Here is a 25,465-nt window from a genome sequence, read left to right as displayed (position 1 = left end):
ATTTAATTTTTATGGTGGGGATATGGTAGAACAGGAAAGTAAACTGATCGGTATGATCTATGATGCCGCATTGGATGAAACACGATGGTCGGATGTGTTAGCGGAGCTTGTGGTGTATACGGAAAGCAAGACAGCGATTTTTGTATCTCTTGATCAACTTAATCCTGAGTATGATTTTGTTTATAGCCATCAAATTCCAGAAGTGGGTTTAGCCGCTTATCAGGATGAGCGTGTCAAAGTGATTGATATGCGACTGCATACACCATTATGGCAAGAAGTCGGGGTGGGTGGAGTTATTAATATGGATTTAAGTGGCTATGCCTCGATGCCACAAAGTTCAGATGAGTTTATTTTCTATGATAAATGTTTAAAACCTACTGAGGTTTACTATATTACAGCAGTTTTATTTGATCTTTATTAATACTTTATTAGACAGATATAGAAATGAGTATGCTCTTCATAGAATGATCTTAAACTCTTAGCCTGTGTCAAACTTTCTTCTAAACACACTTTTCTTAATTAGGTTGCGTGGCGCTCTTAAAGCTAGTTGGGGATAAAACATATCATTGATCTAAATTCTTTTGGGGCTTAAGCCATTTTAAGAAGTCGCTGTATTGAATCATACGGACATTTTTAACTTACTCTGAGTGATCACTCGCATCATCCACAAAAGGGTATTGTTGCATATCATGATGTAGAAGGTCGGGGGCAACTAGTCTGTCATTACAAATCTATTCCTATAAAACTATAATTTATTACTTGGAATTTAAATAGACATAAATTGGATTTGATGAATTATTCTATTGGAATTAATGTATTAATATATTGGAATTTTAATCTTTATAAGAAGGTGGTGTAAGTTTATACCTCTTTAAATACCACGATTTTAGTATTATATTGGCTTTTCATATCTATTTATTTGACTTGGTGTATTTTATTTTTAAGATAATTAATCAATTGTATTGAATGAAGAGGTGTCTGAAGTGCATACGAACAAGCTAAAAAATGATGATAATAAAGTTGTGAGTCGCGATTCAGATGTGGATTTGATTAGTAATGAAGATCTTTTTCTTCTCCTAAAAAAAAGATACAACCAAAAATGGATAAACTATAAAGAACATGGCAAAGAGATTTCAGAGGGCATTTTTTACGAAACAATATGTCTGTTAGAAAATCTAGAACGTCAACTTGGCTTAGTTTATGAGCGAGCTTATCCGACAAGGGATGAGTTTTTATCTGCTCAAGAACATGGTGATCAGCAAAGACTAAATCAGATTATAACGTTTTATGAGGATTTACGTGTTGAGCGTGATTTAATCAAATATGCACAGCCAACGCACAATTTTAGTAAGAATGTAGCATCCTATATCGCGTACCTTGAGAGGTATCCTGATACTCTTTTTTGGAAAAGGGGACAAAGATGGCAAGTTGAAACATTTCCCTATGAAGCTATTTTTGATTTCTTCGAAAAGTATTTGAGTGTTTTACATGTAGGGCAGACTGCGCCAAAAGAACTTGCTGAATCAGAAAATATTGATTCCGAGGTAGCCACCTGTCTTACCGAAGAACTAACTTTGGGTGTTTATAAGCAATTTGATGAGGGGGTAAGACAATTTAACGAGTTTCTAGCAATCCATAAGTCTTCAAGGGTGATGTGTTTTGAGATCACCTTGACGCCACAGGAACATACAATTGGTAGAAAGTGGCAGGCTTTAAGTAGAAAGCGAATCGAATTACGAGGTTGTTTTCGTCTACTGGTTGAAAGGTATGGGTTGCTTGCTGAATATTCTCGTATTGAGATAGGGATAAATTCAAGTCTTGTGTTGCAGTGGATATTATTATTTAAAAATCAAAAGCTGGATTCAAGAAAGATACGAGCCGTTATACAGAAAGATTTAGAATTACAGATGGATGCAGATGAGGATTTGGGTAATAAGCCGTTTAAAGTTGATATACAAGATTTAGGCTGTTTAATTCAATCATTGGATTCTAGTTATAAAGGAGTTATAAAAGCTCGTTCTAGGTTTGAAAGAAAGGCATTTGAATATTGGGTGCTTGGCTACTTCTACCGTGTCGATTCTTTCCTTAAACCTGATTTGGTACGGGTAGCGGATAGTATTTACGTAGATAAACATCTAGAACATCCAGTTTCATTCATGGCAATTAAAAGATCTCCAAGTAATGACCACAATGTCAATCTTCGGCGGGATCGTGAGCAGATCGAAGCGTGTGTTGAAAAAATTGATGATTTTATTAATTTGGACTTCAGTGTAGAAGCTAAGCAGATTTGGAAAAATAATAACTTACCGAAACAGGCCAAGGATGATTTAAAGCTGTTAGAATTAGTTTATTCACAATACAAAAACATGTTGCCTTTATCGTGGAGAGAGCAAGAGAATTGTGTGCAGTTATTTGTGTCTATTGAGCACTTCATGCGGTTGGTTCAGCACAACCCAGTTCAGACAATGATTGAAGAATACTTGCCACAAAGTCAGATTGAAAAATCTCCATTGAAATGTTTATCACAGCAAGCAAAACAGTATTTGCATATTGGACAGCAGTTAAAGCAACTTGGTCTTAGCTTAAAAGAACAAATAGCAAACCTAGCTTTTGTTGGATGGCGAGTAAGACTTTTTCTACAACTGTTTATAAAGAATCCATGGGGTTTTAAAATCAATCGGTATGGAAGAGCAGACTTGAAGTTTTGCCTAGGCCGTTATAAAGATTTAGAGCATTACCGTGTTGATGGTGTAAAAGAAAGGTCATCCTTTTTTGAAATTGAGAAGGAGGAAGCTGTCAGTGTCAAACGCAATCAAGCTAAAGCAAAGGACTATTTAAACAAAGCAATCATCCAAGATGTGTTTGCTTTTCGGTTGGTGTTTTCCTATCAACCGAATAAAGCATTTACCGCAGAGGACAACATTACTGCATTTAATACGTTGCTCACGGATTTTTTAAAAAATCTGAAGCGTACCAGAAAAATAAGTGGCGAGAGTCTGGTTGCTTATATTGGTACACGCATATTTATAGACAAAGTGTTGAATGCTGATATTACATTGATTTTTAGTGCCCAGACCTTATCCGATTATGATGAACAAAAAAATAAAGAATGCATTAAGCAAACTAGAGCAAAAGTAATTGAATACTGGCGGAAGTACCTTTCCATAAAAGGGGTGAAGATCGATGAAAGAAAAAAGGCATCAACAGTAAAAGAGTTGAAGATCGATGAAAGAAAAAAAGCATCAACAGTACAACAATTATATCTTAAAGTGTTTAAAGATGAGAATCTCAGAGTTAGTCAAAGGGATATGATTACATCATTACCTAGATCGGCAGATTTGATACACATAAAGCATCACGACAGTAAAACATTACGATCTTTCAAATCTGAGCTTGCTGATTTTTATTCGGGGCATGGACTATTGTGCAAATGGAAATCAGACATACTAGAGAATCTTACCTCGAGTGACGAAGGCCATAGTATTAGAAGCATGGATCAGTTTTTGAAAGGGCATGTGACTTCTACAAAAAGTAAGCCTTTAAAACCTAAACAGGCAACTACTTTAGCTCAGTCAAAAATTGAAGAAGCTACGAGTATTGATGAAGAACAGGTTGATAACAAGGAACAAGTTGTTTCCATGGAAGAATTGAGCTCTAAATTCATTCAACGGGCTATAGATGCATTTGATAGCATTAAATAATGACACCTAGTTAACAATGCATTAGAAAAATAGTATTGAGTCTGAAAATGGAATCTTATTATTAGTTTACAGAACTCCCTGATTATTTGAGCGAAATCAGCTCAGTCTAATCATTGAGGTGCATTCATAATGAATACATTTGTTGGTGAAACCTTTACCATGCATCAGATTATCAACCTAAAGCAAGTTGTGTTCTTTACTGGTATTATCGTGCCACAATTTACAAGCTTATAAACGTTAAGATGGAGTGTTATGATCCAACATTTCCAAAGCCTGTACATTTAACAACTGGTCGAGTTGGTTGGTCAGCATTAGAAGTACATCAGTGGATTGAAAGCAAGTTGAATAGCCGTTGAGTACGAGTTTATGGGAGCTTTGGCTCCCTTCATTCTGTTTATAAGTTTCTGGCAGGAGATAACTTCCGCTTCCATATTGTTAAGGGAATAGTTTCAAAACAGGATTTATAGCACCTACTGCGCTGTTCCTATGGGAGTATATTTCAATGGATGAGATGAAATGCAGGCTAAGTGCCTATTCTTATATTTGGTCCATGTGCGTTTGCTTAGTAGGTTATTAATATTATTGTATTTATAATACATGTACTTAATTAAGTTAATAGTACTTATAGTTGTATTTATAACATATACAAAATTAATAGAGTTTATATAAGTATGATTTATTAAGTTTATTGTTTGAACAGTGCTATGGCTGTTCTTGTGGAGATTAGTAAATCTTCTGCATTCATTAGCAATGACTAGTATTTAGTAAAAAGCGTATAAACAATTTTAAGAAACATAATTATCTAGAAATACTAATAGCGGTAAACATTCTAGGACTCTCTGTAATATAAAACATATTTCACTTCTCTTATGTAGCGTCATATCACATAGGAGATTTTACCATGGCAAACTTTTCAACTTGTAATCATTCAAAGCTATTCATTGACATAGAAGATTTTGTTGAAAAAACCATTTATCACTCTGGCAACATAGGCTGGGAAGGCTTTAAGCGAGAACTAGAATTTCTTATAAACGAAATAGATTTTGAATATGATCATAACCTTTGGTATTCCGCCTATATCCAAGCCATCCTTGAGCTAAAGAAGCAAAACACCATTAATGGAAAAGTTGACTATGAACAACTTTATCAGATGGAGTTTGAAGATGTTCAGGCATTTTTTACTACATTCGTAAGACAGCGTGAGGTTGAGAAAAAAAATTTCTATCAGGCTGAAGAACGTAATCGTGAACAGTTACTTAAGCATATTGATAATTTAACTCAACATTATAGCAAGCTCTTGTTTGTTAGAGTTGATTTAGCCTATGTAAAAGAAAAACATGCTGACATTGATATTCGCCTATTTAGGGATGATGTACAAAAGTTAATAGGATATATTCAGGATGGGGATAGGTGTTTTAGTGATCTAGAGGGTTATGCATGGGCATTAGAGCAAGGAGAGGAAAAGGGCTACCATTGCCATCTTTTGTTGATTTATAACGGTGCGGTGAAAAAGCAAGATTATTATTATGCAAATGAAGTCATTGAGCGCTGGAAGCAGATAACGAAACAGGATGGCTATGGCTTTAATTGCAATAGTACGGAGCATAAAGAGCAGTTCAGAAAATCGGGGAAGCTAGGCATTGGGATGATTTACCGAAATGATCTAAGATCGGTTGAGAATGCTAAGTATGTATGTTCCTACTTGGTAAATCCTGAAAAGGACAAGCAGTATTTACGGGTTAAACCCTTGAGAATGCGTACCTTTGGTATGAGTAAATATCGTCGTAGTGATCGTCGATATCGAGAACGTACATCGTTTAGAAATAACTTTAAATATATATCATCTAGATGAGAAACATCTTCTCTTTCAAGGCTTATCCAGTGATAAGCCTTTGTCTTTTATAGAGGTATATTTTATGCAAATTAACTGTCCATACTGTCATTCGGAGCATGTTGTCCGTATCATGCCACAACCGTCAAATCATCCTTCTCAGAATATTTTCTCATCCTCTGCATCATTTGCCACAATCGGAGCGACCCTCTCCAAAAGCTTACCGGTCTCACCATTAGTTGGAGGTATTGCAGGCATTGTTGTAGGTGGATTTTTAGATAATATCTTGGGGAGTCAATCTACAGCAGTGACACATTCTTATTTCCATTGCCAACATTGTGGACAAAAGTTTTACTAAATTTAAAAACATGGGAGTGGTATTGCTCCCATGTTGTTAACGTGACTTTGGTTTTCTTAAGGCTTAAAGATCCAGTCACCTTGATCTGTTGAAATCGTCACTTCAATAATTTTATTTTTATTGCAATTGGCATCCACTGAAATCCAGTTGCCAAAAGTGACTTTGCGAGGACTATTCATTTTTGCGTAAAGCGGACAGTTTCCACGGTTTAAATGAACGTCTTGTACCGTTACTTCATCCACCACAGATTGAATTTTGAGAATCGACATAAAGTTATGAGCAGGATTAGGCTCAAGGATAATTTTAATAGGTGATTCTTTGGGAATAGTTTGTGATGAATGATCTCCTGAATATTCAGTCTGATCATCTACAGCATTAAAGCAACTACCTTGAAGTCCGATACCAATGTCATTGGTGTCAATATTCCAAGATATTTCAGACTGATCACAACCCAGAATTTGCCCTGAACTATTTTCTTTAAATCTTAAACTGCTTGAGTAGAGATAAAGACCTTGATCATCTCGACGAAGATATTGCACATTGAGAAGAGGTAAAGCGGTATAGGTATTGGGAAATTCAGAATCAAGCAATGTTTGTAGCTCAGCTTGAGCATAGCTTTCGATTGCCATTATTCCTAATTTAGAATGTTTGATTCCCGATGGTGGTGTAGGCTCACTATTTTGTTGTGCCTGTGTGTCTACTTGATCATTCGTTGTATCTTTTTGTTGGCAACCGAATAATGCCAAACAAACGATCAAACTAGGGAATAAAATTCTTTTTTTCATTCTGAAATCCTTGAATTAGTAATATAAAGAATCGTGTTTTAGTTTTTAGGTGATTCACCATATTGATTTGAATCTGTAGTGCCTTCTTGAGTCGCCCAAAACAAAAGCCACAAGATGCCAATGATGGGAATAAAGACCAAGAGCATCCACCAGCCTGAACGACCGATGTCATGCAAACGTCTTACACTAACAGCAAGATTTGGAATGAAAGTGATGAGCATTGCCAAAGTGGCTAAGCTATCGCTAAACAGACTAAGCACAAGACTGAGCAATACAGAAAAGAGTTCGAAATACCAAAACTCACGACGACGTGCACGGCCTTTAAAATCAGCAAACTTTTTAAAGCAAGCGATAATGGCTTGACGATAATGATTTTCAGACTTTTCAAATTTAGCCAACAACGATGGGTTTGACTGACTAGATTCATCTTGTTGAAGCGTATTATTTGAGTCGGAACCAAGGGTTTGAGATGCATGGCTCGGTTGTTGCTGATGGATATCCAGATAAATGGCTATTGCTTGTTGTTCTGAGTTGACGTCGAAATCTACCGATAGTCCACGTACTGGAGCGAGAGAATCCTTCCATTCGTGAATGTCGAATGTAAAGCGTTGTTGATTGTCACCAAGAATTAGACCTGTTTGATCTTGTACTGAAAAATCTAAAATCTTACCTTTCATTATTATGTCCTCATTATTTATAAATATTGATGTAAAAGCGTGTTAAAAATTAAAAGTAAATTCACCTTGATTGGTCTTAACGGTGACTTCTCTGACTTGCTCAATGTGGCAATCGATAACACTTTGATAGCTTTGCCCAAACGTCAGTGTGGACATGTTTTTTCTCCACGAAGATAAAGGACATTGCCCACGATTAATGACAATGTTTTCTATAGTGACTTGATCTTTAGTTGCTTGAATAATCACGGAATTGAAATAAGCAGGGGTATAGGGATTGTTAGGGATATAGAATTGATTCGGCATGAGGTCAAGACGTACAGATACAGGTGAAGACGAATCTGAATGACAAGCACTTATCCCAAAAATGATGAGCATCAAAAAGCAAAATTTTTTCATGACAAAACACTCATACCTTCCTCAAAGAAAGGCTAAGTTAAAAAGTAATCACCAAAAAATGTGGGTGAATGTAATTATTTTGATTTGTGTGAATACACACCCATACAAAAGCGTTGGGTATTCATTCGCTGCAATGAAGGCGAGGGATATAAATAAGAAAAATTGGTCATGGTTGACTCCTTGGAATTAAGAAGTTCTACCGCATTACTGCTAATTAATGGTGGCAGAACGAAAAGGGGTTAGCAGACTGGGATCCAAGGAACCAGCACACCCGTAGGTGTCCCCCTTCCGTCCTACCATTAAGAAAAAAGGGAGACGAGAGGATTCCCAAGAAATAACCTGAGCCATTTCTTGCTTGGATCTACGGTCTGCTAAAACCGACTGGCAATGTAGGCCAGCGCTAGAATCATAATCGTTGAAAGGGTTTAGGTCAATTTGACCGAGCTAAACTTTAAGCTGAATTTTAAACAAATGTATCCATCAATTATAAAAAAATAGAGATATATAACATCTAAATGAATCTTTTGTAGATTTCACAGTGATTGAATATCTACATGTCCAAGTTTGGTCTGCTTCCCCAGCAGGCCTTTTTTTATGCAGCTGAAGATTGCACAAATATAGAGGTTAAAATCATGGCACATCAATTAGAACAAATGGCCTATGTGGGCGAAACCCCTTGGCATGGCTTAGGTAATCAACTCAGTCCAAATCAGCCACTCGAGGTTTGGGCACAACAAGCAGGCATGGATTGGCGCATCGAATCATCCAATGTCAGTTACATGGCTCAGAATGAACGTGGTCAAAACATCATCATGCCCTTTGAAGAACAACGTGTGCTGTATCGCTCAGATACTCATGCACCGTTATCTGTGGTCAGTCAGCGTTATCAGGAAGTACAACCTAAAGAAATTCTAGAGTTCTACCGTGATCTGACTGAACAATCTGGCTTTGAGTTAGAAACAGCAGGCGTGCTGAAAGGTGGTAAGAAGTTCTGGGCTTTAGCACGTACAGGTCAAAGCACAGCGTTGAAAGGAAAGGATGTTAGTAATGGCTATGTGCTCCTTGCCTCTGCATGTGATGGTACGCTAGCAACTACAGCACAATTCACCAGTATTCGAGTCGTGTGTAACAACACGCTTGCGATAGCCCTGAAAGGTGCAACTGCAAGTTCAGGTGTAGTCAAAGTGCCGCACAGCACCAAGTTCGATGCAGAGAAGGTGAAGCAGCAATTGGGTATTTCAGTGCGTGCATGGGATGAGCACATGTATGAAATGAAACAGCTCTCGCAACGTAAAGTCAGTCAACAGGAAGCCAAAGCTTACTTTGATGCTGTGTTCAACAATAGCACCATGTCAATAAACGATCCTGAAGAGAACATCATTCAGTTCTATCGTCAGGTAGCAAGCAACCCACCACAGCAAAACAAAACTGAACCCAATGGAAGAGCCATGACTAAAGCACTCGACATGTTTAATGGTCAGGGACGAGGAGCAGAACTTTCATCTGCTAAAGGTACGGCTTATGGCTTACTCTGTTCGATCACGGAATTTGTTGATCATGAACGTCGTGCCATGAGTACGGATCATCGTCTCGATTCAGCATGGTTTGGTGCAGGCGCAGGTCTTAAACAACGTGGACTCGAACAGGCTTTATCTTTGATAGCCTAAGCTCATGTAATCGTAACCCCGCAAGTCTAAACAATCGCTGAGTACAGCACACACGTAACTCTCCCTACTTTCAACTCACAATCAACAATCTGAATCAGCATACATATCGCCATACCCGACCTCGTGTCGGGTATGGCTTATTTACACGCTTCTTTTTTACAAAAAACTGAAATTTATAAGGATAGAACTATGAATCAAATCGCACCGATTTCAAATCAGCCTGTACAGGCAGGTGTGCAAACAGCATTAAATCCATTAACCACAACCAAGCGAGCTAACTCTGCTAAACGCTTAGTCAGCACCAAGGATATGGCGTATCAAGATTGGCTTGAAGTTCGTAAACAAGGTATTGGGAGTAGTGACGCGGCAACAGCATGTGGTTTAAATCCCTACATGTCGATGCTAGAGCTCTGGCTGATCAAAACAGGTCGTCAAACTCAGTCCATCGAAGATGAAAGCTCAGGTGTTGCACCACTGTATTGGGGCAAACAGCTTGAACCTTTGGTCGCTGAGTATTACAGCATGCATACCAACAATAAGGTACGTCGAGTCAATGCTGTATTACAGCACCCTGATCCTGATAAGCATTTTATGTTGGCAAACTTGGACTACGCTGTTGTAGGGAGTGATGAAGTCCAAATTCTTGAATGCAAAACAGCAGGGGAGCATGGGACGAAACTGTGGCGTGATGGTGTACCACTCTATGTGCTTTGTCAGGTACAGCACCAATTGGCAGTGACAGGAAAACAGGCAGCCCATGTGTGTGTATTGCTTTGTGGGCATGAAACTAAAATCTTTAAAGTGACTCGTTCTGAATCTGTAATTGAACACATTATTAATGCAGAACGTTACTTCTGGGAATGTGTGGAAAAGGATACACCCCCTTCAGTAGATGCAAGTGAATCGGCCGCCAAAGCCATTCAGCAGTTGTATCCAATCCATGTGCCGCTGACCGTTGAAGATCTATCACAGAATGAAACAGCTAATCTCATGTTCGATAAGCTGATCAAATTGAAAGAAGAGATTCAGCATAAACAAGAATGCTTCGATGCGCTTAAACATCAAATCCAAATGATGATGAAGGAAGCGGAGCGTGCCACGTTTAGTCGTGGTTCGGTGGTTTGGAAGAAAGCCAATGACAGTGTCAGTTTAGATACCAAAGCATTGCTCAAACATCAGCCTGATCTCATTGAGCAATATCCACTTAAAAGACAGGGCAGTCGTCGACTCAATATCTATATCGATTAAGCCCACCTTATTCATCTCATTAAAAATGCACAAAAATCGCTCCCCGCTCTCTACAACATGTGTAGAGAGCAAATCGGTCGCGATTTTTGCAGTCAACACTCGCTTTTTAGTAATTATGTCTACTTTCTAGCAGTCGTTGAAACTTACATATAAGAACCCAACGCCTTAAAGATTTAATTGGAGTATTAAAATGATTAAAGGTCTAGCAATTACACCGCCTACACTTGGGCGTATCAGTATTGGGAGAGTCGTGGAAAAGAATGGCAAACGACTACCTGAGAAAGATGACCAATTTACCATTACTTCACAGATCCAAAATAAAGAAGGATGGGTTAAGCACCCATTAGATGAACAGCTACGAGCCAATGCACCAAATCAAAAGCTTCGCTCTATCCCAGTCCGCATGATCTTTAATGATCCTGATCTGAACTTACGTGCTGAGTACACCTTGTTTGACCGTCAGACTGGACGACCTGTTTGTGTGGGTGATGGGCAGACTTGTCAGAGGTTGACCAATCAAGGTGTGGAACAGCATCCATGTCCATCTCCTGATTTATGTCCATTGGCTCAAGGTGGCCACTGCAAGCCCTATGGTCGTTTGCATGTGAACTTAGATGAGTCAGATGAATTTGGTACATTCATTTTTAGAACCACAGGCTTTAACAGCATACGCACATTAGCAGCTCGTTTGAGCTATTACCATGCAGCATCGAATGGCTTGCTTTCATGCTTGCCACTGCAAATGACGTTACGAGGTAAGAGTACAACGCAAAGTTATCGTCAGCCTGTGTATTACGTAGATCTAACTTTAAGGGAGGGAATGGACTTACAGTCTGCGATTCACACAGCACGTGAGATTGATCAGCAAACTAAACAGTCGGGGTTTAATCAAGAGGCACTCGATCAGATGGCACGACAGGGCTTTGCTAATGCGAAGTTTGAAATGGATATAGAGGAAGGATTGGATGTAGTAGAGGAGTTTTATCAGACAGAGGAGCAACAGCAGTCAGTTGTTCAAAATGAGTCTTTTAATATTCAACAGGGTCTAAAAGGCTCAGTGACTGCCTTGAATTGAATCGGACAGGGTAAAACCTTACGGGATTGCCGTATCTCATGAGCGAGTTGCTCGACATCATGAGATCGGAGTAAACACCATGAGTACATTTGTAGGACAAACATTCCAAATGAATCAGCTGATTAGCATCAAGCAGGTCATAGAGTTAGTTGGAGTTGGACGCTCAACCATCTATGAAATGATGGATGAGAATTCACCCTACTACGATCCGACCTTTCCAAAGAAAGTCAAAATTACTCAAAACCGTATCGGTTGGTCAGCTTATGAGATCCATCAATGGATTGAAAATAAGTTGGCGAGCCGTGAATAGTAGGGGGCAAAAGCTCCCTTATTTTTTATTCTGGTAAGGTAATACAAGATTCAAATATTTGAATGAGAGGCTGTAAATTACCATAGAAACCCTCAATATTTGCTTCTATCCATTGATCTTTTAAGCTGATTTGTGACCAATCGATACCATAGCCACAGTGGGCAATCAGATGTTCAAAGAAAATACGTTGGGTACGTCCATTACCTTCACGAAATGGGTGAATGACATTGAGTTCACAGTATAAATCAGCAAATTTCGGTATGAGTTTTTGGAATTCCAGATCTTGAAAGTAATGTTGCTCTTGGAGCGGGTTAAGTAATTTATTGGTTTCGATTTCAATACGTGAAAATGTACAAAAGCGAGTATCACCTTTAGAAATGTCAATTTGCCGAAGTTGTCCCGCCCATTCGTATACGTCACTGAAAAGCTGTTTATGGATATGTTGCAAGTAGGCTAAGTCATAGGGTGGTTCTGAATATTCAATTAAGCTACTCGATAAGGTCGTCAGCTCAAGTTCCGCTTGCTCTAGTATTTGATCGTCACAAATGTTTAGCTTATTTTTTAAAATGCTTGTGCCAGAGTAGCAATATAAGCTATCCCCCAATTCGCCGTATTTATCCATAGACGCACTTAATTAGCTTTCAGATTGTGCATATTGTTTATATTTTTGCAAAATCTGTGCTTTGCTTAACTGGGTTTGGTTGCTAGTAGATGCCATCATTCCTTCGAGCTTGAGGCTAGCTTGATAATTTTTCAGACGTGTCTTCTGAATATATATTTTTTTTTGTTCAGTGGTCTTCAGCATTGTGAGGCTCCATCAATTTAATCACTTAAATGAGTATAGCAGAGAATAACCAATCAAAGCAGATTCTAACTTTGATGGTGCAGGCATCGTGATTGTGGAATTGGCATTAAATATTGTGACTTAGATACCTAAAGCTATGTAAATGTATAAATAGTTGAGGGTAAGAGGTGCTTTTAAGCTCTTATTTTTAGAGTATGGTTTTTGATGGATAAGGAGTGATCACATAAAGCAGAGTAGTGGGCTTATGCACAAGTTATTAAAAATAGTTGTAATCTTTTTAAAAAAATGAATTAAAACAGGATATTGAGTTGGTATGGGGTAAAACTACAGTAGTTTAAGTTAATATTTAGTTTCTTACCTAGATAAGTTTTTATAAAAAAATAAAAATAGTTTTACTAAAAACATTTGACAGTTTGATCTGGTGTGGCTACTATCTGCTCATGGATTGAAAATGGTTTTAATAAAAACAATTTTGAGGTAGCTATGAAACTAAATGAATTATGTTCGAGTATTATCGTTGGTATCAATAAGTTTAATGATGCCGAAGCTGAAAATCTTGTGGAGGCATCTTTGCTGACAGGGCAGAGCCTAAATGACAACGGTTTTCTTAATGTAAATACTGATACAACAAAAGCCGTATTTGTTGATCAAGACCTTATCAAAAAAAAGAAGCTAAAAGCAGGTGATATTGTCTTCTTATCAAAAGGAACAAATTTACGTGCTGCAATTGTGACACCTGAACAGGAACAATTAAATTTGTTGGCTCCTGCAACCTGTTTAGTAATCAAAGTGAACTCGACAACTGTTTTACCTGAATTTTTAACTGTGTTCTTGAATAGTGAATATGGTAAAGCAGTACTCACTAGCCTAAATAAAGGCACTGTAATTATGAATATCCCTGTCAGTGGCTTAAAGGATATTGAAATCAATTTACCTGACCTTTCTAAGCAAGAAATTATTGCGCAAGCATTTTACCAACATCATCAGGCATTGCTGTTATTGGAAGAGATGAAAAAAGCGCACTTAAACGTGATGGAAGCAACAATCCAGAAGCTGATTGCTTAGGAGGTTAGAGAATGAATATTTCAAAAGATATTTTTAAATATGTAGATTTACTACGTGGTGAAATGCCTGTACAAGAATCAGTGCAGCTGTTTTCAGTCATCGCTTTCATGGTAAAAAATGATATAGATGGTATCAGTGATTTATTACGTTTAAATAAGCAAGACACTGTTGAACAACTGAAATTAAAGACAGCATCAGATGAAAAATTACAGTGGTTTAATTCAAATTTATTTACCGTTAGTAGTACGCAATTACAAGAAATTATTCAGTTTTTTTTAGAGCTTTGGCGTTCTAATTCAGACTATGAGATTCAAGTTTTAACAATGTTGAAAGAGCTAAATCTTTCTTTGAAATTTGGAAGTGTAGATACAGATTCTGAGGTGATTACCAATATATTTGAGAAGTTGATTGGTTCATGCAAAGGTAAAATCTTATACGACGGAGCTTGTGGACTTGCGATTACACCAATAGCATTACAGGCTGAGAAAACGATTTTACGAGATATTAATGCTACAACTATTGGTATCGCTTCTATCTTAGCTGATTTGGCTGGTATAGAGGTGGATATTAAACGGTCTGATTCATTGGTTGATAATGAAGCCTCACATGGTGTTGATCTTGTTGTAAGTAATCCACCTATTGGCGTACGAGTACAATCGCAATTGGTGTCAGGTAATGAATATCTAAAAGACCAATTTATTCAGGCAAAAATTCCCTCAAGCGCATCTGAAAGTCTATGGATTCAGCAGGCACTTCATCAGCTCAATGATCAAGGTAAAGCATATTTACTTATTATCCCAGGTTGGTTATTCCGAGGGGGATATGATGCTGAACTACGTGAGAAGATAGTTGAAAAAAACTTGGTTGAATCGGTAACGCTTTTACCTGCTGGTACGCTTTTAAATTCAGCGGTAGAAATGAGCTTATTAGTTCTGAATAAGGCGAAAGTCTCCCATGACATTCGCTTGGTTGATGGTCGGAATTTTGGTACGAGAAAACGAGGCAAGCTTGTACTCACTGATGAAGAAACTCAACAAATTGTCAATTTAATTAATGGACATGATACCGAATCGAATTTGGTGAAAGATGTCTCGATTCAAGAGGTTCGATCAAAGAAGTATAGCTTGCACTGTTCTGAGTATTTTGAGCATGAATTAAAGCTAGCAGAACTGGATTTGGGTGAGGAATTGAAAGCATTGAGTGCTTTGCAAAATGAATATTCAATCACTCAAGTAAAGCTCACTCAGTTGCTAGGCCAAATTTAAAGGAGGGATATCATGTACGATACCAAGCATGTTCAAAAACGAGCACAACAGCGTGGCATTACCAAAGACATGATCAACTTTACTTTAGATCATGGTGTCATCCAAGGTGATCGATGGTTCCTGAATCGTAAGTTATTGAATGAGACAATTCATGAACTTGAAGCACAATTGAAAGTTGCCAAGCGACTCAGAGATAAAGGTGGGGTGGTTGTGGTCGCAGATGGAGAGGCTTTGCTGACGACCTATGATTTTGATAGCCGAAAGATGGCGTATTAAGGTGCAGTTCAAAAGTCTCGAACACAAGACATTCGAATTATTGCTTAGCGACAATAAATGTCGCTAAGCATAAAGATAGGCATTTGCTAGCGATTATTCAAATGTAGAATAGGGCTAGTTAAATGCAGGTTATTACAAAATATATATTTTTAGGTTAATACATGGATCACTCAGTACATAATAAATTGGTTTCTTTTATCTGGTCAATTGCAGACGACTGCCTACGTGACGTATATGTACGTGGTAAGTACCGTGACATCATTTTACCAATGGTGGTATTACGTCGTTTAGATACCTTATTGGAACCAACCAAAGCTGAAATTTTAGCTGAAGTCCAAGATCAACAGTCTGAGCCTGACTTTGTTGAATTAGATGATTTACCACTACGTCATATTTCAGGCTATGTGTTTTATAACACCTCACAATGGACGCTTAAAAGCCTATTTGAAACAGCGACCAATAATCAGCAAATTCTATTGGCAAATTTTGAAGACTACTTACGTGGCTTTAGCGATAACGTTAAAGAGATTATCGACTGCTTTAATTTATTTGCTCAAATCCGCCACATGGCAAATAAAGATGTATTGCTAGACGTATTAGAAAAATTTGTATCACCTTACATCAACCTGAGCCCATTTGAAATACAAGATCCGAACGGCTATAAGCTCGGTGGCTTGTCTAACCTTGGTATGGGGTATGTCTTTGAAGAACTGATCCGTAAATTTAACGAAGAAAATAATGAAGAGGCAGGTGAGCACTTTACTCCACGTGAAGTGATTGATCTGATGACACACTTAGTCTTTGACCCAATCAAAGACCGTATTCCGTATGCCTTGTCTGTGTATGACCCAGCATGTGGTAGTGGTGGTATGCTCACTGAAGCGCAAAACTTTATTGAAGAGCGTTATAGCAATGAAGATCGTGACATCTTCCTCTACGGTAAAGAGATTAACGACGAAACCTATGCCATCTGTAAATCTGACATGATGATTAAGGGCAACAACCCTGAAAACATTCGTGTGGGTTCAACATTGGCAAGTGATGAATTTGCTTCAACACGTTTTGATTTTATGTTGTCCAATCCTCCTTATGGTAAAAGCTGGGCATCAGATCAAAAATACATTGTAGAAGATAAAAAAGTCATCGACCCACGTTTTAAAGTCGAGCTTAAAAACTATTGGGGTGAGCTAAAAGAAGAAGATGCAACGCCACGTTCAAGCGATGGTCAGCTTCTGTTCCTCATGGAAATGGTCAGTAAGATGAAATCGACCGATGTCAGCCCAATCGGTAGCCGTATTGCCTCTGTCCATAATGGTTCGAGTTTATTTACAGGTGATGCAGGTGGCGGTGAATCCAACATTCGTCGTTATATCATCGAAAATGATTTACTCAATGCTATCATTCAATTGCCAAACAACTTGTTCTATAACACAGGTATTACCACGTATATTTGGTTGTTATCTAATAGCAAGCCTGAATCACGTAAAGGCAAAGTGCAACTGATTGATGCAAGTTTACTTTACCGTAAGTTGCGTAAAAACTTAGGACAAAAGAACTGTGAGTTTGCACCTGAGCATCTTGAAGAAATTTTAAATGTGTACCTGAATGGGCAAGATGTTGAGCGTGGTTTAGATGCTAACAATGACCCAATTGGCTTAGCTTCGAAAGTGTTTAATAACAGTGATTTTGGCTATTACAAAGTCAATATCGAACGTCCTGACCGCCGTAAAGCGCAGTTTAGTTTGGCACGTTTACAGCCATTACGTTTTGATAAGTCATTGCTTGAGCCAATGGAGTATATGTTTGCTGAATATGGTGATGCGATTTACCAAGCAGGCAAGCTCAAAGAAGTTGAAAAAGACGTTTTAGATTGGTGTGAGAAGCAAGAGATTAGCTTAAATACCAAAGCGAAAGCGAAGCTGTTCGATATTAAGCATTGGACATCGCTCAAGACATTATTTGAATCTGCTCAAGCGATTATGGCGCAAGTGGGTGAGGCGGAATCAAGTGACTTTAATGTGTTTAAAGACAATGTGGATAAAGCAATTAAAGCCCTTGGTTTAAAGCTATCTGCCTCTGAGAAGAACGCTATTTTAAATGCCGTAAGTTGGTATGACGAAACGGCTGAGAAAGTGCTGAAAAAATTCGAAAAATTAAATGAGCAAAAGCTAGCGCAGTTACTTGAAAAGTTAGGTTGCGAAGAGTCTGATCTAGCCGACTTTGGTTATTTTGCAACAGGCAAAAAAGGTGAGTACATCACCTATGAAACTAATGCCGATATTCGTGACAGTGAGTCTGTGCCGTTAAATCAGCGTATTCACCAATATTTCTTAGATGAAGTAAAACCGCATGTGGATGAAGCATGGATTAATTTGGATTCGGTGAAAATTGGTTATGAAATCAGTTTTAACAAGTATTTCTACCAACATAAGCCGTTGCGTTCACTTGAAGCTGTGGCTCAGGATATTTTAAGTCTTGAGAAACAAGCGGATGGTTTAATTGCACAGATTTTGGGTCTTTAAGGAGAAGCAAAATGTTTAATAAATATGATGCTTATAAAGATTCGGGTGTGGAATGGTTGGGGGATATGCCTAAACATTGGCAACTGACTTCTCTTAAAAGATTAGTAAAATTTCAAGTGGGTGGGACACCAAGCACGAGTGATTCTAAATCGTATGATGGTGATTTGCCATGGGTAACTATTGCTGACCTATCAGGTAGATATACTAATAAATTCCACTCAATTTCAAAAAGGGGGGTTCGATTAGCAAATATTCCCTTAACACCTAAGGGGAGTCTCCTTTACAGTTTTAAATTATCCATTGGTCAAGTTGCATTTGCTGATCGAGATTTATATACAAATGAAGCTATTGCAACATTTATTACGAATAATAGCCAATCTAGTAATTGGCTATATTATGCGTTGCCAATTTTCTTAGAAAAAAATGCAGCAAATAATATTTATGGTGCAAAAATCTTAAATCAGGATTTGATAAAAAACGCATGTATTTTGGATGTGCCTTTATCAGAGCAAATAGATATATCTAATTTTTTAGATCAAAAAACCTCTGAAATTGACCAAGCGATTGCCATTAAAGAACAGCAAATTGCATTACTCAATGAACGTAAGCAAATTGTGATTCAAAAAGCAGTGACGCAAGGTTTAAATCCAAATGTGGCGATGAAAGATTCGGGTGTGGAATGGATTGGGAAAATTCCTGAGCATTGGGAGTGTAAGCCATCAAGATATGCTTTCAGAGCAGTTAAACGTTTTAAACGAGATGGTTCGGAAATTAAATTCTCTGTTACTCAAAAGTGGGGAGTAATTCCAACAGATGAGATGAAAGAGAACTCAACTCAAGCAGAATCATTTGGTGGCTTTCAAATATGTTTAGCAGATGATCTTGTACTTAACAAATATAAGGCTCATTTAGGTGTTTTTTGGCGAGCTCCATCAAGAGGTTTGATAACAGGAAATTACACTGTTTTCGAACCACTAAAAGGCATTAATTCGAAATATTTTGAGCTTCTGTACCATACGCCTGTTTATATCGATATTTTCAGAACGATCGTTTATGGGATTGTGGAGGGTATGATGCCTTTATATAACAATGACTTTTACGATATGTTGTCAGTAGTCCCTCCACTACATGAACAATTAGAGATAGTAAAATTCGTTGAAGAGGAGCAGGAAAAATTTGCAAGCATTGAACATGTTTATCTAATGCAAATTGAAAAGCTTAAAGAATATAAAACCACGCTGATTAATGATGCTGTTACAGGAAAAATTAAAGTGGCTTAATTCGTTATACAGCTTTAAAAAAATATAAACCGCCAATGCAGAGCGTAGAGGAATACTTGTGAACAAAAATTTAAACGAACTGGCTTTAGAAAAAAATATAGAACGTGCATTGGTCGGTATCTGTAAAGAAGACCTTGCTCAAGGCATCGCTCAAGCCCATTCGGGTTTGGGTTATGTCATTGGGCAAGTGTCCGACTTTAATGCAGACTATGCCATTGATGAAAAACTGTTTTTTCAATTTTTAGAAAGCACCCAAAAAGACAGCTTAGATGCTTACAAAGCCTATAACAAAAACGACTGGAAACAAAAAATTTTAGGACGTTTTGACAAGCTCATTAAAAAACATGGCATTGCCTATATGCTGAAAAAAGGCATGGCACTTGATGAGCAACATTTTCACTTTATGTACCCATGCCCATTGGCAAGCAGTAGCCAATCAGTCAAACAAAATTTTGCGTCTAATATCTTTAGCGTGACACGGCAAGTGCAGTATTCACTGAAAAACCGTCGTGAAGAAATTGATATGGTCATCTTCCTCAATGGCTTGCCATTGGTGACGATGGAACTTAAAAACGCATGGACCAATCAAACAGCACGTTATCACGGTCAAAAACAATATCGTGAAGATCGTGACGCAACACAGCCATTACTGACGCCTGCACGTTGCTTGGTGCATTTTGCTGTGGATACCGATGAAGTCTATATGACCACCAAGCTAGAAGGCAAAAAGACGTATTTCTTGCCATTTAACAAAGGTACAGCTTCAGGTGGACAGGGTAATCCTGTTAATCCGAATGGCTATAAAACAGCATACTTGTGGGAAGAAATTTTTGTTAAAGAAAGCTTGGTCAATATTGTTCAGCACTTTGTCCGTTTAGACGGTAAAGATTCAGATCAACTCAGCAAACGCACCTTGTTTTTCCCACGTTATCATCAGCTTGATGTGGTGCGTAAAATTATTCGTGATGTGTCACAGCATGGCGTAGGCAAGCCGTATTTGATTCAGCACTCCGCAGGCTCTGGTAAATCAAACTCAATTACGTGGGCAGCTTTTCAGCTTATTGAAGCCTATCCAGATAATGCACTCGCAGCAGGAAAACGAGCATTACATCAACCGTTGTTTGACTCGGTAATTGTGGTGACAGACCGTAAAATTTTGGATAAACAACTGCGGGACAATATTAAAGATTTCTCGGAAATCAAAAACATTATTGCACCTGCGCTGAGTAGTGCAGAGCTAAAAAGTGCTTTAGAAACAGGTAAAAAGATTATTATCACCACCATTCAAAAGTTCCGCATCATTTGGGATAGCGTGACTGATTTAAGTGATAAAAACTTTGCCATCATTATTGATGAAGCACACAGCTCACAGTCAGGCGAAGCGCATAACAGCATGAACAGAGCTATGGGCAACGAAGCGTTAAAAAATGCTGATGATGTTCAGGACATGCTTGTGGCAATGATGACCACACGTAAAAAGCGTGAAAATGTATCGTACTTTGCCTTTACTGCAACGCCTAAAAATACCACTTTAGAAAAGTTTGGTCAGCAAGATGCAACAGGCAAATATGTACCATTCCATCTATACGGCATGAAGCAAGCGATTGAAGAAGGCTTTATTTTAGATGTATTGGCAAACTATACGACCTACAAGAGCTTTTATGAGATTCAAAAATCGATTGAAGACAATCCAATGTTTGAGTCGAAAAAAGCACAGCGTATCTTAAAAGCCTACGTGGAAGCGTCACAACAATCCATTGATGCCAAAGCCAGCATTATGCTTGAGCACTTTATTGACAATGTGGTCAATAAGAAAAAACTCAAAGGTGTGGCAAAGGGCATGGTGGTGACACAAAGCATTGAAGCAGCGATCCGCTATTACTTGTCACTTAAAAAATTGCTAAAGCAAAAAAATAACCCATTTAACATCATGATTGCATTCTCGGGTGAGAAAGAAGTTGATGGTATAACTTATACTGAAGAATCACTGAATGGCTTTAATGACGCTAAAACCAAAGAAAAGTTTGATTTAGATGAAAACCGAATTTTGGTGGTGGCAAACAAATATTTGACAGGTTTCGATCAGCCGAAACTGACCACGATGTATGTTGATAAAAAACTAACAGGCGTACTATGTGTGCAGGCATTGTCACGTTTAAACCGTGCTGCGCCTAAATACAACAAACGTACAGAAGACTTGTTTATCTTAGATTTCTACAATGATGTTGATGATATTAAAAAAGCCTTTGATGATTTTTACACCTCGACTTCATTGTCCAATGCGACTGATGTCAATGTGTTGAATGACATCAAAACTGCATTAGATGACACAGGCATTTATGAATTACATGAAGTGGTGAAGTTTAATGAACTGTTCTTTAGTAATGCGTCGGGCAGCGATTTAAGCCCAATTATTGATACAGTGGCAGCACGCTTCGATGAAGAGAGAAAAGGCTCATGGGAACATGAACAACGAGTTGATTTTAAAGTCAAGGCAAAACAATTCGTTAAAATTTATGCTCAAGTGTCTTCAATTATGCAGTTTAATAACAAGGAATGGGAACAGCTTTATTGGTTCTTAAAATTTCTTATTCCAAAACTGAATGTTCAAGATGGACGATTGAATGGTATTGATGATTTGTTGGAATCAGTCGATTTAAGCACTTATGCTTTAAAGCGTGAGCATATCAACAAAACCATTACACTTGATGCAGAGGAAACGGTTTTAGATCCACAAAATTCAAATCCTCGTAATCCAAGCGAAGAAAATGATGATGAAACCTTAGATGATATTATTTCTAAGTTTAATGAAAAGTGGTTTCAGGATTGGAGTGCGACACCACAAGATCAACGGGTGATTATCATTGATTTGGTGAAGCGTATTCAGCAGCATCAAAACTTTATGAAAAAGTATAAGCAGACGCAAGATCCACAAAACAGAGCACTCGTATTTAAAAAGATGCTCGATGAAATTATGGTGGTACAGCGTAAAAACATGGTGGATTTGTACAATCTCTACCGTAAGGACTCAGCATTCCAAGATACGTTTAGTCAGACCTTGGAAAACTTGATTGAGATGGAAGAAGTTTAATTTCGCAGGATCAAGCCCCTATTATGGGCTTGATCAGTATGAAATATTAATATAATGAGGGTGAAATGCGGGATTTGATTTTTGATATTTTAGCGAATTTTCCAAATTTAACAGGGCGAGAAATAGCAAAAAAACTTGGTGTGGAAAGACGAAAAGTTAACTCTTTTCTAGATAAGAATAGAAGTGAATTTCATCAAGATGAAAATTTCAGGTGGAGTAATTTTCAGAATAAAGAATTGGTTATCGAATTTCCCGAAAAATGGGTTAATGCTGATACTTTCGAAGCTAGTTTAAAAATTTATCCTAATTTATTTGAGTTAGATAATACAATACGCATTGTCTTTAATGAACGTTTATTATTGGATGCGATTATCAGATTACTTTGCTTAACCAATCAATTATGCCAAAAAGGAAAATTAATTTTTCTTGATTTTCGTAATTGTATGAATACTTTTGGGTATTTAAATCGCCTAAATTTTTTTAAGTATTTGCATAGTTCAGCCCAAGTGTTACCAGAAAGACCAAATACGAAACTAGCCGAAAAGTATAAAAATAACTCTGAAAATTTAATTGAGGTATTCCCAATATGTTCTGAAGACATGGACAATGAAGAAGTTTTGAGAATATCTAAAGTTCTAAAGAACTCTTTCAATGAATATGAAACACAAGTTCTTCTACCAAAATTGCAAATGTTTATAGGTAGTTTAATTGATAATGTTAGAGAACATGGGTACTCAAGTTTGACAGGGTATTCTGCTTTGCAAATTTATAATATACCTAATTCCAATCAAAAGAAGATTGTGCTTGTAATAGCAGACAATGGGTCTGGATTGATAAATACATTGAGGAAAGCTTTAACTTACGAGCATTATAAGAATATTGCATTACCATTTCAGGGTAGTGACATTGAAAGTAATAAGCGTTTAATTGCATATGTATTAAATAATGGTGGTATTACACAGACAGGTATTGAAAATCGCGGTTTAGGTCTAAATGAAGCACATTCTGCATTAGCTAAAATATCTAAAAAAGAAACAATAGATCTATTAAAACTACAGAATATTGATGTCAATGTTTCAATACGTCTTGATGATTGTAAGTATCATTTCCCATATCACTCTAACTATCTAAAATATATTGATTTGACGCATACAGGTGGCCTTACAAAAATGTATGGTACACAATTTATTTTAACGATAGTATTGACAAAATAGCTTCTTCTGATTAAAAGAACGACATGAATGAGAATGCACACGTTATGAAACTAATAGACTATTGCTCAAATAATCCTATGCCTTTTGGTAATCAAAGAGGTAGAGCAGTTTTTCCTCAATTGAAAGCAATTATCGATTCAGCACCAGCTCAAAGAGTATTTGAAATTTCATTTGAAGGGATTGAATTTACAGATTCCTCTTTTGCTAGAGAAAGTGTTTTACTTTTGGCAAAAATGTATCGTGGAAACAAAGGAATTTATCTATCTCATTTTGATCCTAAAAATGTGGACATGCTTGATAACTGGGATTATGCAGCTGAAAAAGTGGAACAACCAATTTTGGTGAAAATGGGAGATGATATCCGTTTGTTAGGAAATCAACTTTCTAGTTCTAATAAAGAAGTATTCGATTTAGTTATGAAGTCTAAAGCTATTACTACCAATAAAGTGGCGACCCAACTTGGTTTATCAGTGCCTAATGCGAGTACTAAGCTAAAAAAATTAGTTGATGAGGGATACATCCTTAGAGTTGAAGAAGTGGCAGAATCTGGTGGCATAGAATTTATTTACAAAAGTATTTGTTAAAATCTGCTTAAACATATTTACTTAATCAGAATAATCAGGTTATTATAGAAATAAGGACAACAAAGTCCTTTAATTTTAATATCTGATTCATCAGATTTATTTAAGCAGAATAAGGTGATGCTATGGCTACAAATCCTCCATCAGGTGATGGACATCGCAATGGAATGGTTCGAGACCGTTCTCAAACTCAAACCCCAAGTGGTCATTGGGTTAAACGTGATACTGGGACTGGGCGTTTTATGGATGTTAAGACATCGGATAAAACTCCCTTTAAAGGTGTTCGCAAAGAAAAATAGACAAGTAAATAATGCTCAATGGCTTTTCGAAGCCATTGAGTATCCTATTAAATTTTTAGATTAGAGAGTGTAATAATGGCGCGTAATCGTACTGTAAACTATGCTGTTGTAGATATTAAGTTACTTCGGGAAGGTACAACAGTTGAAACTTATGTTGAGCTTTTTGAAGAGCTTCGAAAGAACCCTAGACAGATTCCTTTGGAACGCAATAACTATTTAAAATTTCGTTTCATTAAACCATTGAATGAAGAAAACTTACTTAATGGTTTTAGTGGTGAAGTTTTTAAAAGTAATGGAATTACAAGTGATTGGTATGACGAAGAAAAAAATGAAAGAAATCGTCATAAAAATGTAGAGGAAAACTATATTCCATCTAATTTAAAAGCAAACCCAAGATTCTTTAAATTTATATTTTTTCCTTTACATCAAAAATTGGTTTGTGAAGTGAAAGACCCAGAAAATGAGATCCAAATCGGATTGCTTGAAAAATTTTTAAAGAAGCTAATTATAACGGACAAATTGCAGGATAAATTTGGCCGAATCATAGTGAGTACTGTCCCTGAAGTAATATCAGCAGAAAAAATCATCAATTCGAAAACTTTAAAGCGAATTCATATTTGTGTAGAAAAGTTAGAAATAGATGAGCAGTCCGATTCAGCTCACAAAGTTATTTCTCATATGGTTGATATGAATACAGAGTCTTATATTCAGACATATATCGCAGGTAAAAATGATTTTTTAAACTTAAGCGATGAAGTAAAAGAGCTCATAAAGTTTGCTGCAGAGCATGGCATTATTGAATATAAGATCGAAAATCAAGAAGGGTTAATAGAAGATAAAAGTACTGCTGAATCTAACCCTTTAATTATTAGAGTTCAGTATGATCCAGATGAAACAGATCAACATTATTTGATTCAAGCTAAAGCATTGGAAATTGTAAGTAACATTAATTAGTGGTCAAATTCGCAGTAGTGAATAGAGTGGGGTGTTATTTCATCCCACAGGTTTAACTAGCCATT

23 protein-coding genes and 1 pseudogene are annotated in these 25,465 nt (G+C 37.2%); 19 read left to right on the top strand and 5 right to left on the bottom strand.

Annotation, left to right across the window (positions count from 1 at the left end):
• Nucleotides 1-22 precede the first annotated feature (22 nt).
• From AC1M85_RS09985 to AC1M85_RS09965, 5 genes and pseudogenes are all read left to right on the top strand, one after another.
• Nucleotides 23-421, top strand: coding sequence for a hypothetical protein (locus tag AC1M85_RS09985; protein ID WP_092766036.1), 399 nt, complete (start codon nucleotides 23-25; stop codon nucleotides 419-421).
• A 553-nt stretch (nucleotides 422-974) separates the two neighbouring features.
• Nucleotides 975-3,701 carry a hypothetical protein gene (locus AC1M85_RS09980; RefSeq protein WP_488212997.1) on the top strand — a complete coding sequence of 909 codons (2,727 nt, stop codon included), beginning with the start codon at nucleotides 975-977 and terminating at the stop codon, nucleotides 3,699-3,701.
• 129 nt (nucleotides 3,702-3,830) lie between these two features.
• Nucleotides 3,831-4,057 (top strand): annotated as a pseudogene (locus AC1M85_RS09975) (helix-turn-helix transcriptional regulator).
• Between the two features lie 545 nt (nucleotides 4,058-4,602).
• Nucleotides 4,603-5,553 (top strand): YagK/YfjJ domain-containing protein, encoded by a 951-nt coding sequence (locus AC1M85_RS09970; RefSeq protein WP_488212996.1) that lies wholly within the window; start codon nucleotides 4,603-4,605, stop codon nucleotides 5,551-5,553.
• Nucleotides 5,554-5,617: 64 nt separating this feature from the next.
• Complete coding sequence (locus AC1M85_RS09965; protein ID WP_488212995.1) at nucleotides 5,618-5,890, top strand: hypothetical protein; 273 nt, start codon at nucleotides 5,618-5,620, stop codon at nucleotides 5,888-5,890.
• 56 nt (nucleotides 5,891-5,946) lie between these two features.
• Here the strand turns inward: AC1M85_RS09965 and AC1M85_RS09960 are convergent, their stop codons facing one another.
• The 3 genes from AC1M85_RS09960 to AC1M85_RS09950 are packed head-to-tail and all read right to left on the bottom strand — an operon-like array spanning nucleotide 5,947 to nucleotide 7,748.
• Nucleotides 5,947-6,675: a hypothetical protein gene (locus AC1M85_RS09960; protein ID WP_481610689.1), complete on the bottom strand. Its 729-nt coding sequence runs from the start codon at nucleotides 6,673-6,675 to the stop codon at nucleotides 5,947-5,949.
• Nucleotides 6,676-6,713: 38 nt separating this feature from the next.
• Entirely contained in the window at nucleotides 6,714-7,352 is a 639-nt protein-coding gene (locus AC1M85_RS09955) for a DUF805 domain-containing protein (protein WP_488212994.1), read from the bottom strand.
• A gap of 42 nt (nucleotides 7,353-7,394) precedes the next feature.
• Nucleotides 7,395-7,748: a hypothetical protein gene (locus AC1M85_RS09950; RefSeq protein WP_488212993.1), complete on the bottom strand. Its 354-nt coding sequence runs from the start codon at nucleotides 7,746-7,748 to the stop codon at nucleotides 7,395-7,397.
• Between the two features lie 632 nt (nucleotides 7,749-8,380).
• On the opposite strand from AC1M85_RS09950, the gene AC1M85_RS09945 reads away from it, so the two are divergent.
• The 4 genes from AC1M85_RS09945 (at nucleotide 8,381) to AC1M85_RS09930 (ending at nucleotide 12,048) form a co-directional block, all read left to right on the top strand.
• Entirely contained in the window at nucleotides 8,381-9,415 is a 1,035-nt protein-coding gene (locus tag AC1M85_RS09945) for a DUF932 domain-containing protein (protein ID WP_488212992.1), read from the top strand.
• 189 nt (nucleotides 9,416-9,604) lie between these two features.
• Nucleotides 9,605-10,663: a YqaJ viral recombinase family nuclease gene (locus AC1M85_RS09940; protein WP_488212991.1), complete on the top strand. Its 1,059-nt coding sequence runs from the start codon at nucleotides 9,605-9,607 to the stop codon at nucleotides 10,661-10,663.
• A gap of 190 nt (nucleotides 10,664-10,853) precedes the next feature.
• Nucleotides 10,854-11,738: a recombination directionality factor gene (locus AC1M85_RS09935; protein WP_488212990.1), complete on the top strand. Its 885-nt coding sequence runs from the start codon at nucleotides 10,854-10,856 to the stop codon at nucleotides 11,736-11,738.
• Between the two features lie 79 nt (nucleotides 11,739-11,817).
• Nucleotides 11,818-12,048 (top strand): helix-turn-helix transcriptional regulator, encoded by a 231-nt coding sequence (locus AC1M85_RS09930; RefSeq protein WP_481610684.1) that lies wholly within the window; start codon nucleotides 11,818-11,820, stop codon nucleotides 12,046-12,048.
• Between the two features lie 25 nt (nucleotides 12,049-12,073).
• On the opposite strand, the gene AC1M85_RS09925 is transcribed toward AC1M85_RS09930, so the two are convergent.
• Entirely contained in the window at nucleotides 12,074-12,670 is a 597-nt protein-coding gene (locus AC1M85_RS09925) for a putative adenosine monophosphate-protein transferase Fic (protein ID WP_488212989.1), read from the bottom strand.
• Between the two features lie 12 nt (nucleotides 12,671-12,682).
• Entirely contained in the window at nucleotides 12,683-12,853 is a 171-nt protein-coding gene (locus AC1M85_RS09920) for a YhfG family protein (RefSeq protein WP_488212988.1), read from the bottom strand.
• A gap of 483 nt (nucleotides 12,854-13,336) precedes the next feature.
• On the opposite strand from AC1M85_RS09920, the gene AC1M85_RS09915 reads away from it, so the two are divergent.
• The 10 genes from AC1M85_RS09915 to AC1M85_RS09870 all read left to right on the top strand — a co-directional run bounded on the left by AC1M85_RS09915 (nucleotide 13,337) and on the right by AC1M85_RS09870 (nucleotide 25,400).
• Nucleotides 13,337-13,918: a restriction endonuclease subunit S gene (locus tag AC1M85_RS09915; RefSeq protein WP_488212987.1), complete on the top strand. Its 582-nt coding sequence runs from the start codon at nucleotides 13,337-13,339 to the stop codon at nucleotides 13,916-13,918.
• 11 nt (nucleotides 13,919-13,929) lie between these two features.
• Nucleotides 13,930-15,183, top strand: a complete 1,254-nt coding sequence (locus tag AC1M85_RS09910; RefSeq protein WP_488212986.1) for an HsdM family class I SAM-dependent methyltransferase — start codon at nucleotides 13,930-13,932, stop codon at nucleotides 15,181-15,183.
• Between the two features lie 12 nt (nucleotides 15,184-15,195).
• The gene (locus AC1M85_RS09905) at nucleotides 15,196-15,459 is read left to right on the top strand and encodes a hypothetical protein (protein ID WP_104470628.1); all 264 of its coding nucleotides are present in this window, start codon (nucleotides 15,196-15,198) and stop codon (nucleotides 15,457-15,459) included.
• A gap of 161 nt (nucleotides 15,460-15,620) precedes the next feature.
• Complete coding sequence (locus AC1M85_RS09900) at nucleotides 15,621-17,981, top strand: type I restriction-modification system subunit M (protein ID WP_488212985.1); 2,361 nt, start codon at nucleotides 15,621-15,623, stop codon at nucleotides 17,979-17,981.
• Between the two features lie 11 nt (nucleotides 17,982-17,992).
• On the top strand, nucleotides 17,993-19,261 hold the full coding sequence (locus AC1M85_RS09895; protein ID WP_488212984.1) for a restriction endonuclease subunit S: 1,269 nt from the start codon (nucleotides 17,993-17,995) through the stop codon (nucleotides 19,259-19,261).
• 58 nt (nucleotides 19,262-19,319) lie between these two features.
• Nucleotides 19,320-22,352 carry a type I restriction endonuclease subunit R gene (locus AC1M85_RS09890; protein WP_488212983.1) on the top strand — a complete coding sequence of 1,011 codons (3,033 nt, stop codon included), beginning with the start codon at nucleotides 19,320-19,322 and terminating at the stop codon, nucleotides 22,350-22,352.
• A gap of 65 nt (nucleotides 22,353-22,417) precedes the next feature.
• Complete coding sequence (locus AC1M85_RS09885) at nucleotides 22,418-23,566, top strand: hypothetical protein (protein ID WP_488212982.1); 1,149 nt, start codon at nucleotides 22,418-22,420, stop codon at nucleotides 23,564-23,566.
• A gap of 23 nt (nucleotides 23,567-23,589) precedes the next feature.
• Nucleotides 23,590-24,150 (top strand): winged helix-turn-helix transcriptional regulator, encoded by a 561-nt coding sequence (locus AC1M85_RS09880; protein ID WP_488212981.1) that lies wholly within the window; start codon nucleotides 23,590-23,592, stop codon nucleotides 24,148-24,150.
• A gap of 122 nt (nucleotides 24,151-24,272) precedes the next feature.
• Nucleotides 24,273-24,446: a hypothetical protein gene (locus AC1M85_RS09875; protein WP_167514210.1), complete on the top strand. Its 174-nt coding sequence runs from the start codon at nucleotides 24,273-24,275 to the stop codon at nucleotides 24,444-24,446.
• Nucleotides 24,447-24,521: 75 nt separating this feature from the next.
• Entirely contained in the window at nucleotides 24,522-25,400 is an 879-nt protein-coding gene (locus AC1M85_RS09870; protein WP_488212980.1) for a DUF4747 family protein, read from the top strand.
• The last annotated feature ends 65 nt before the right edge of the window (nucleotides 25,401-25,465 follow it).

The sequence above is a fragment of the Acinetobacter sp. 24-47-64 genome (genome assembly GCF_057737055.1).
This window is presented reverse-complemented; position numbering and strand designations above follow the sequence as displayed.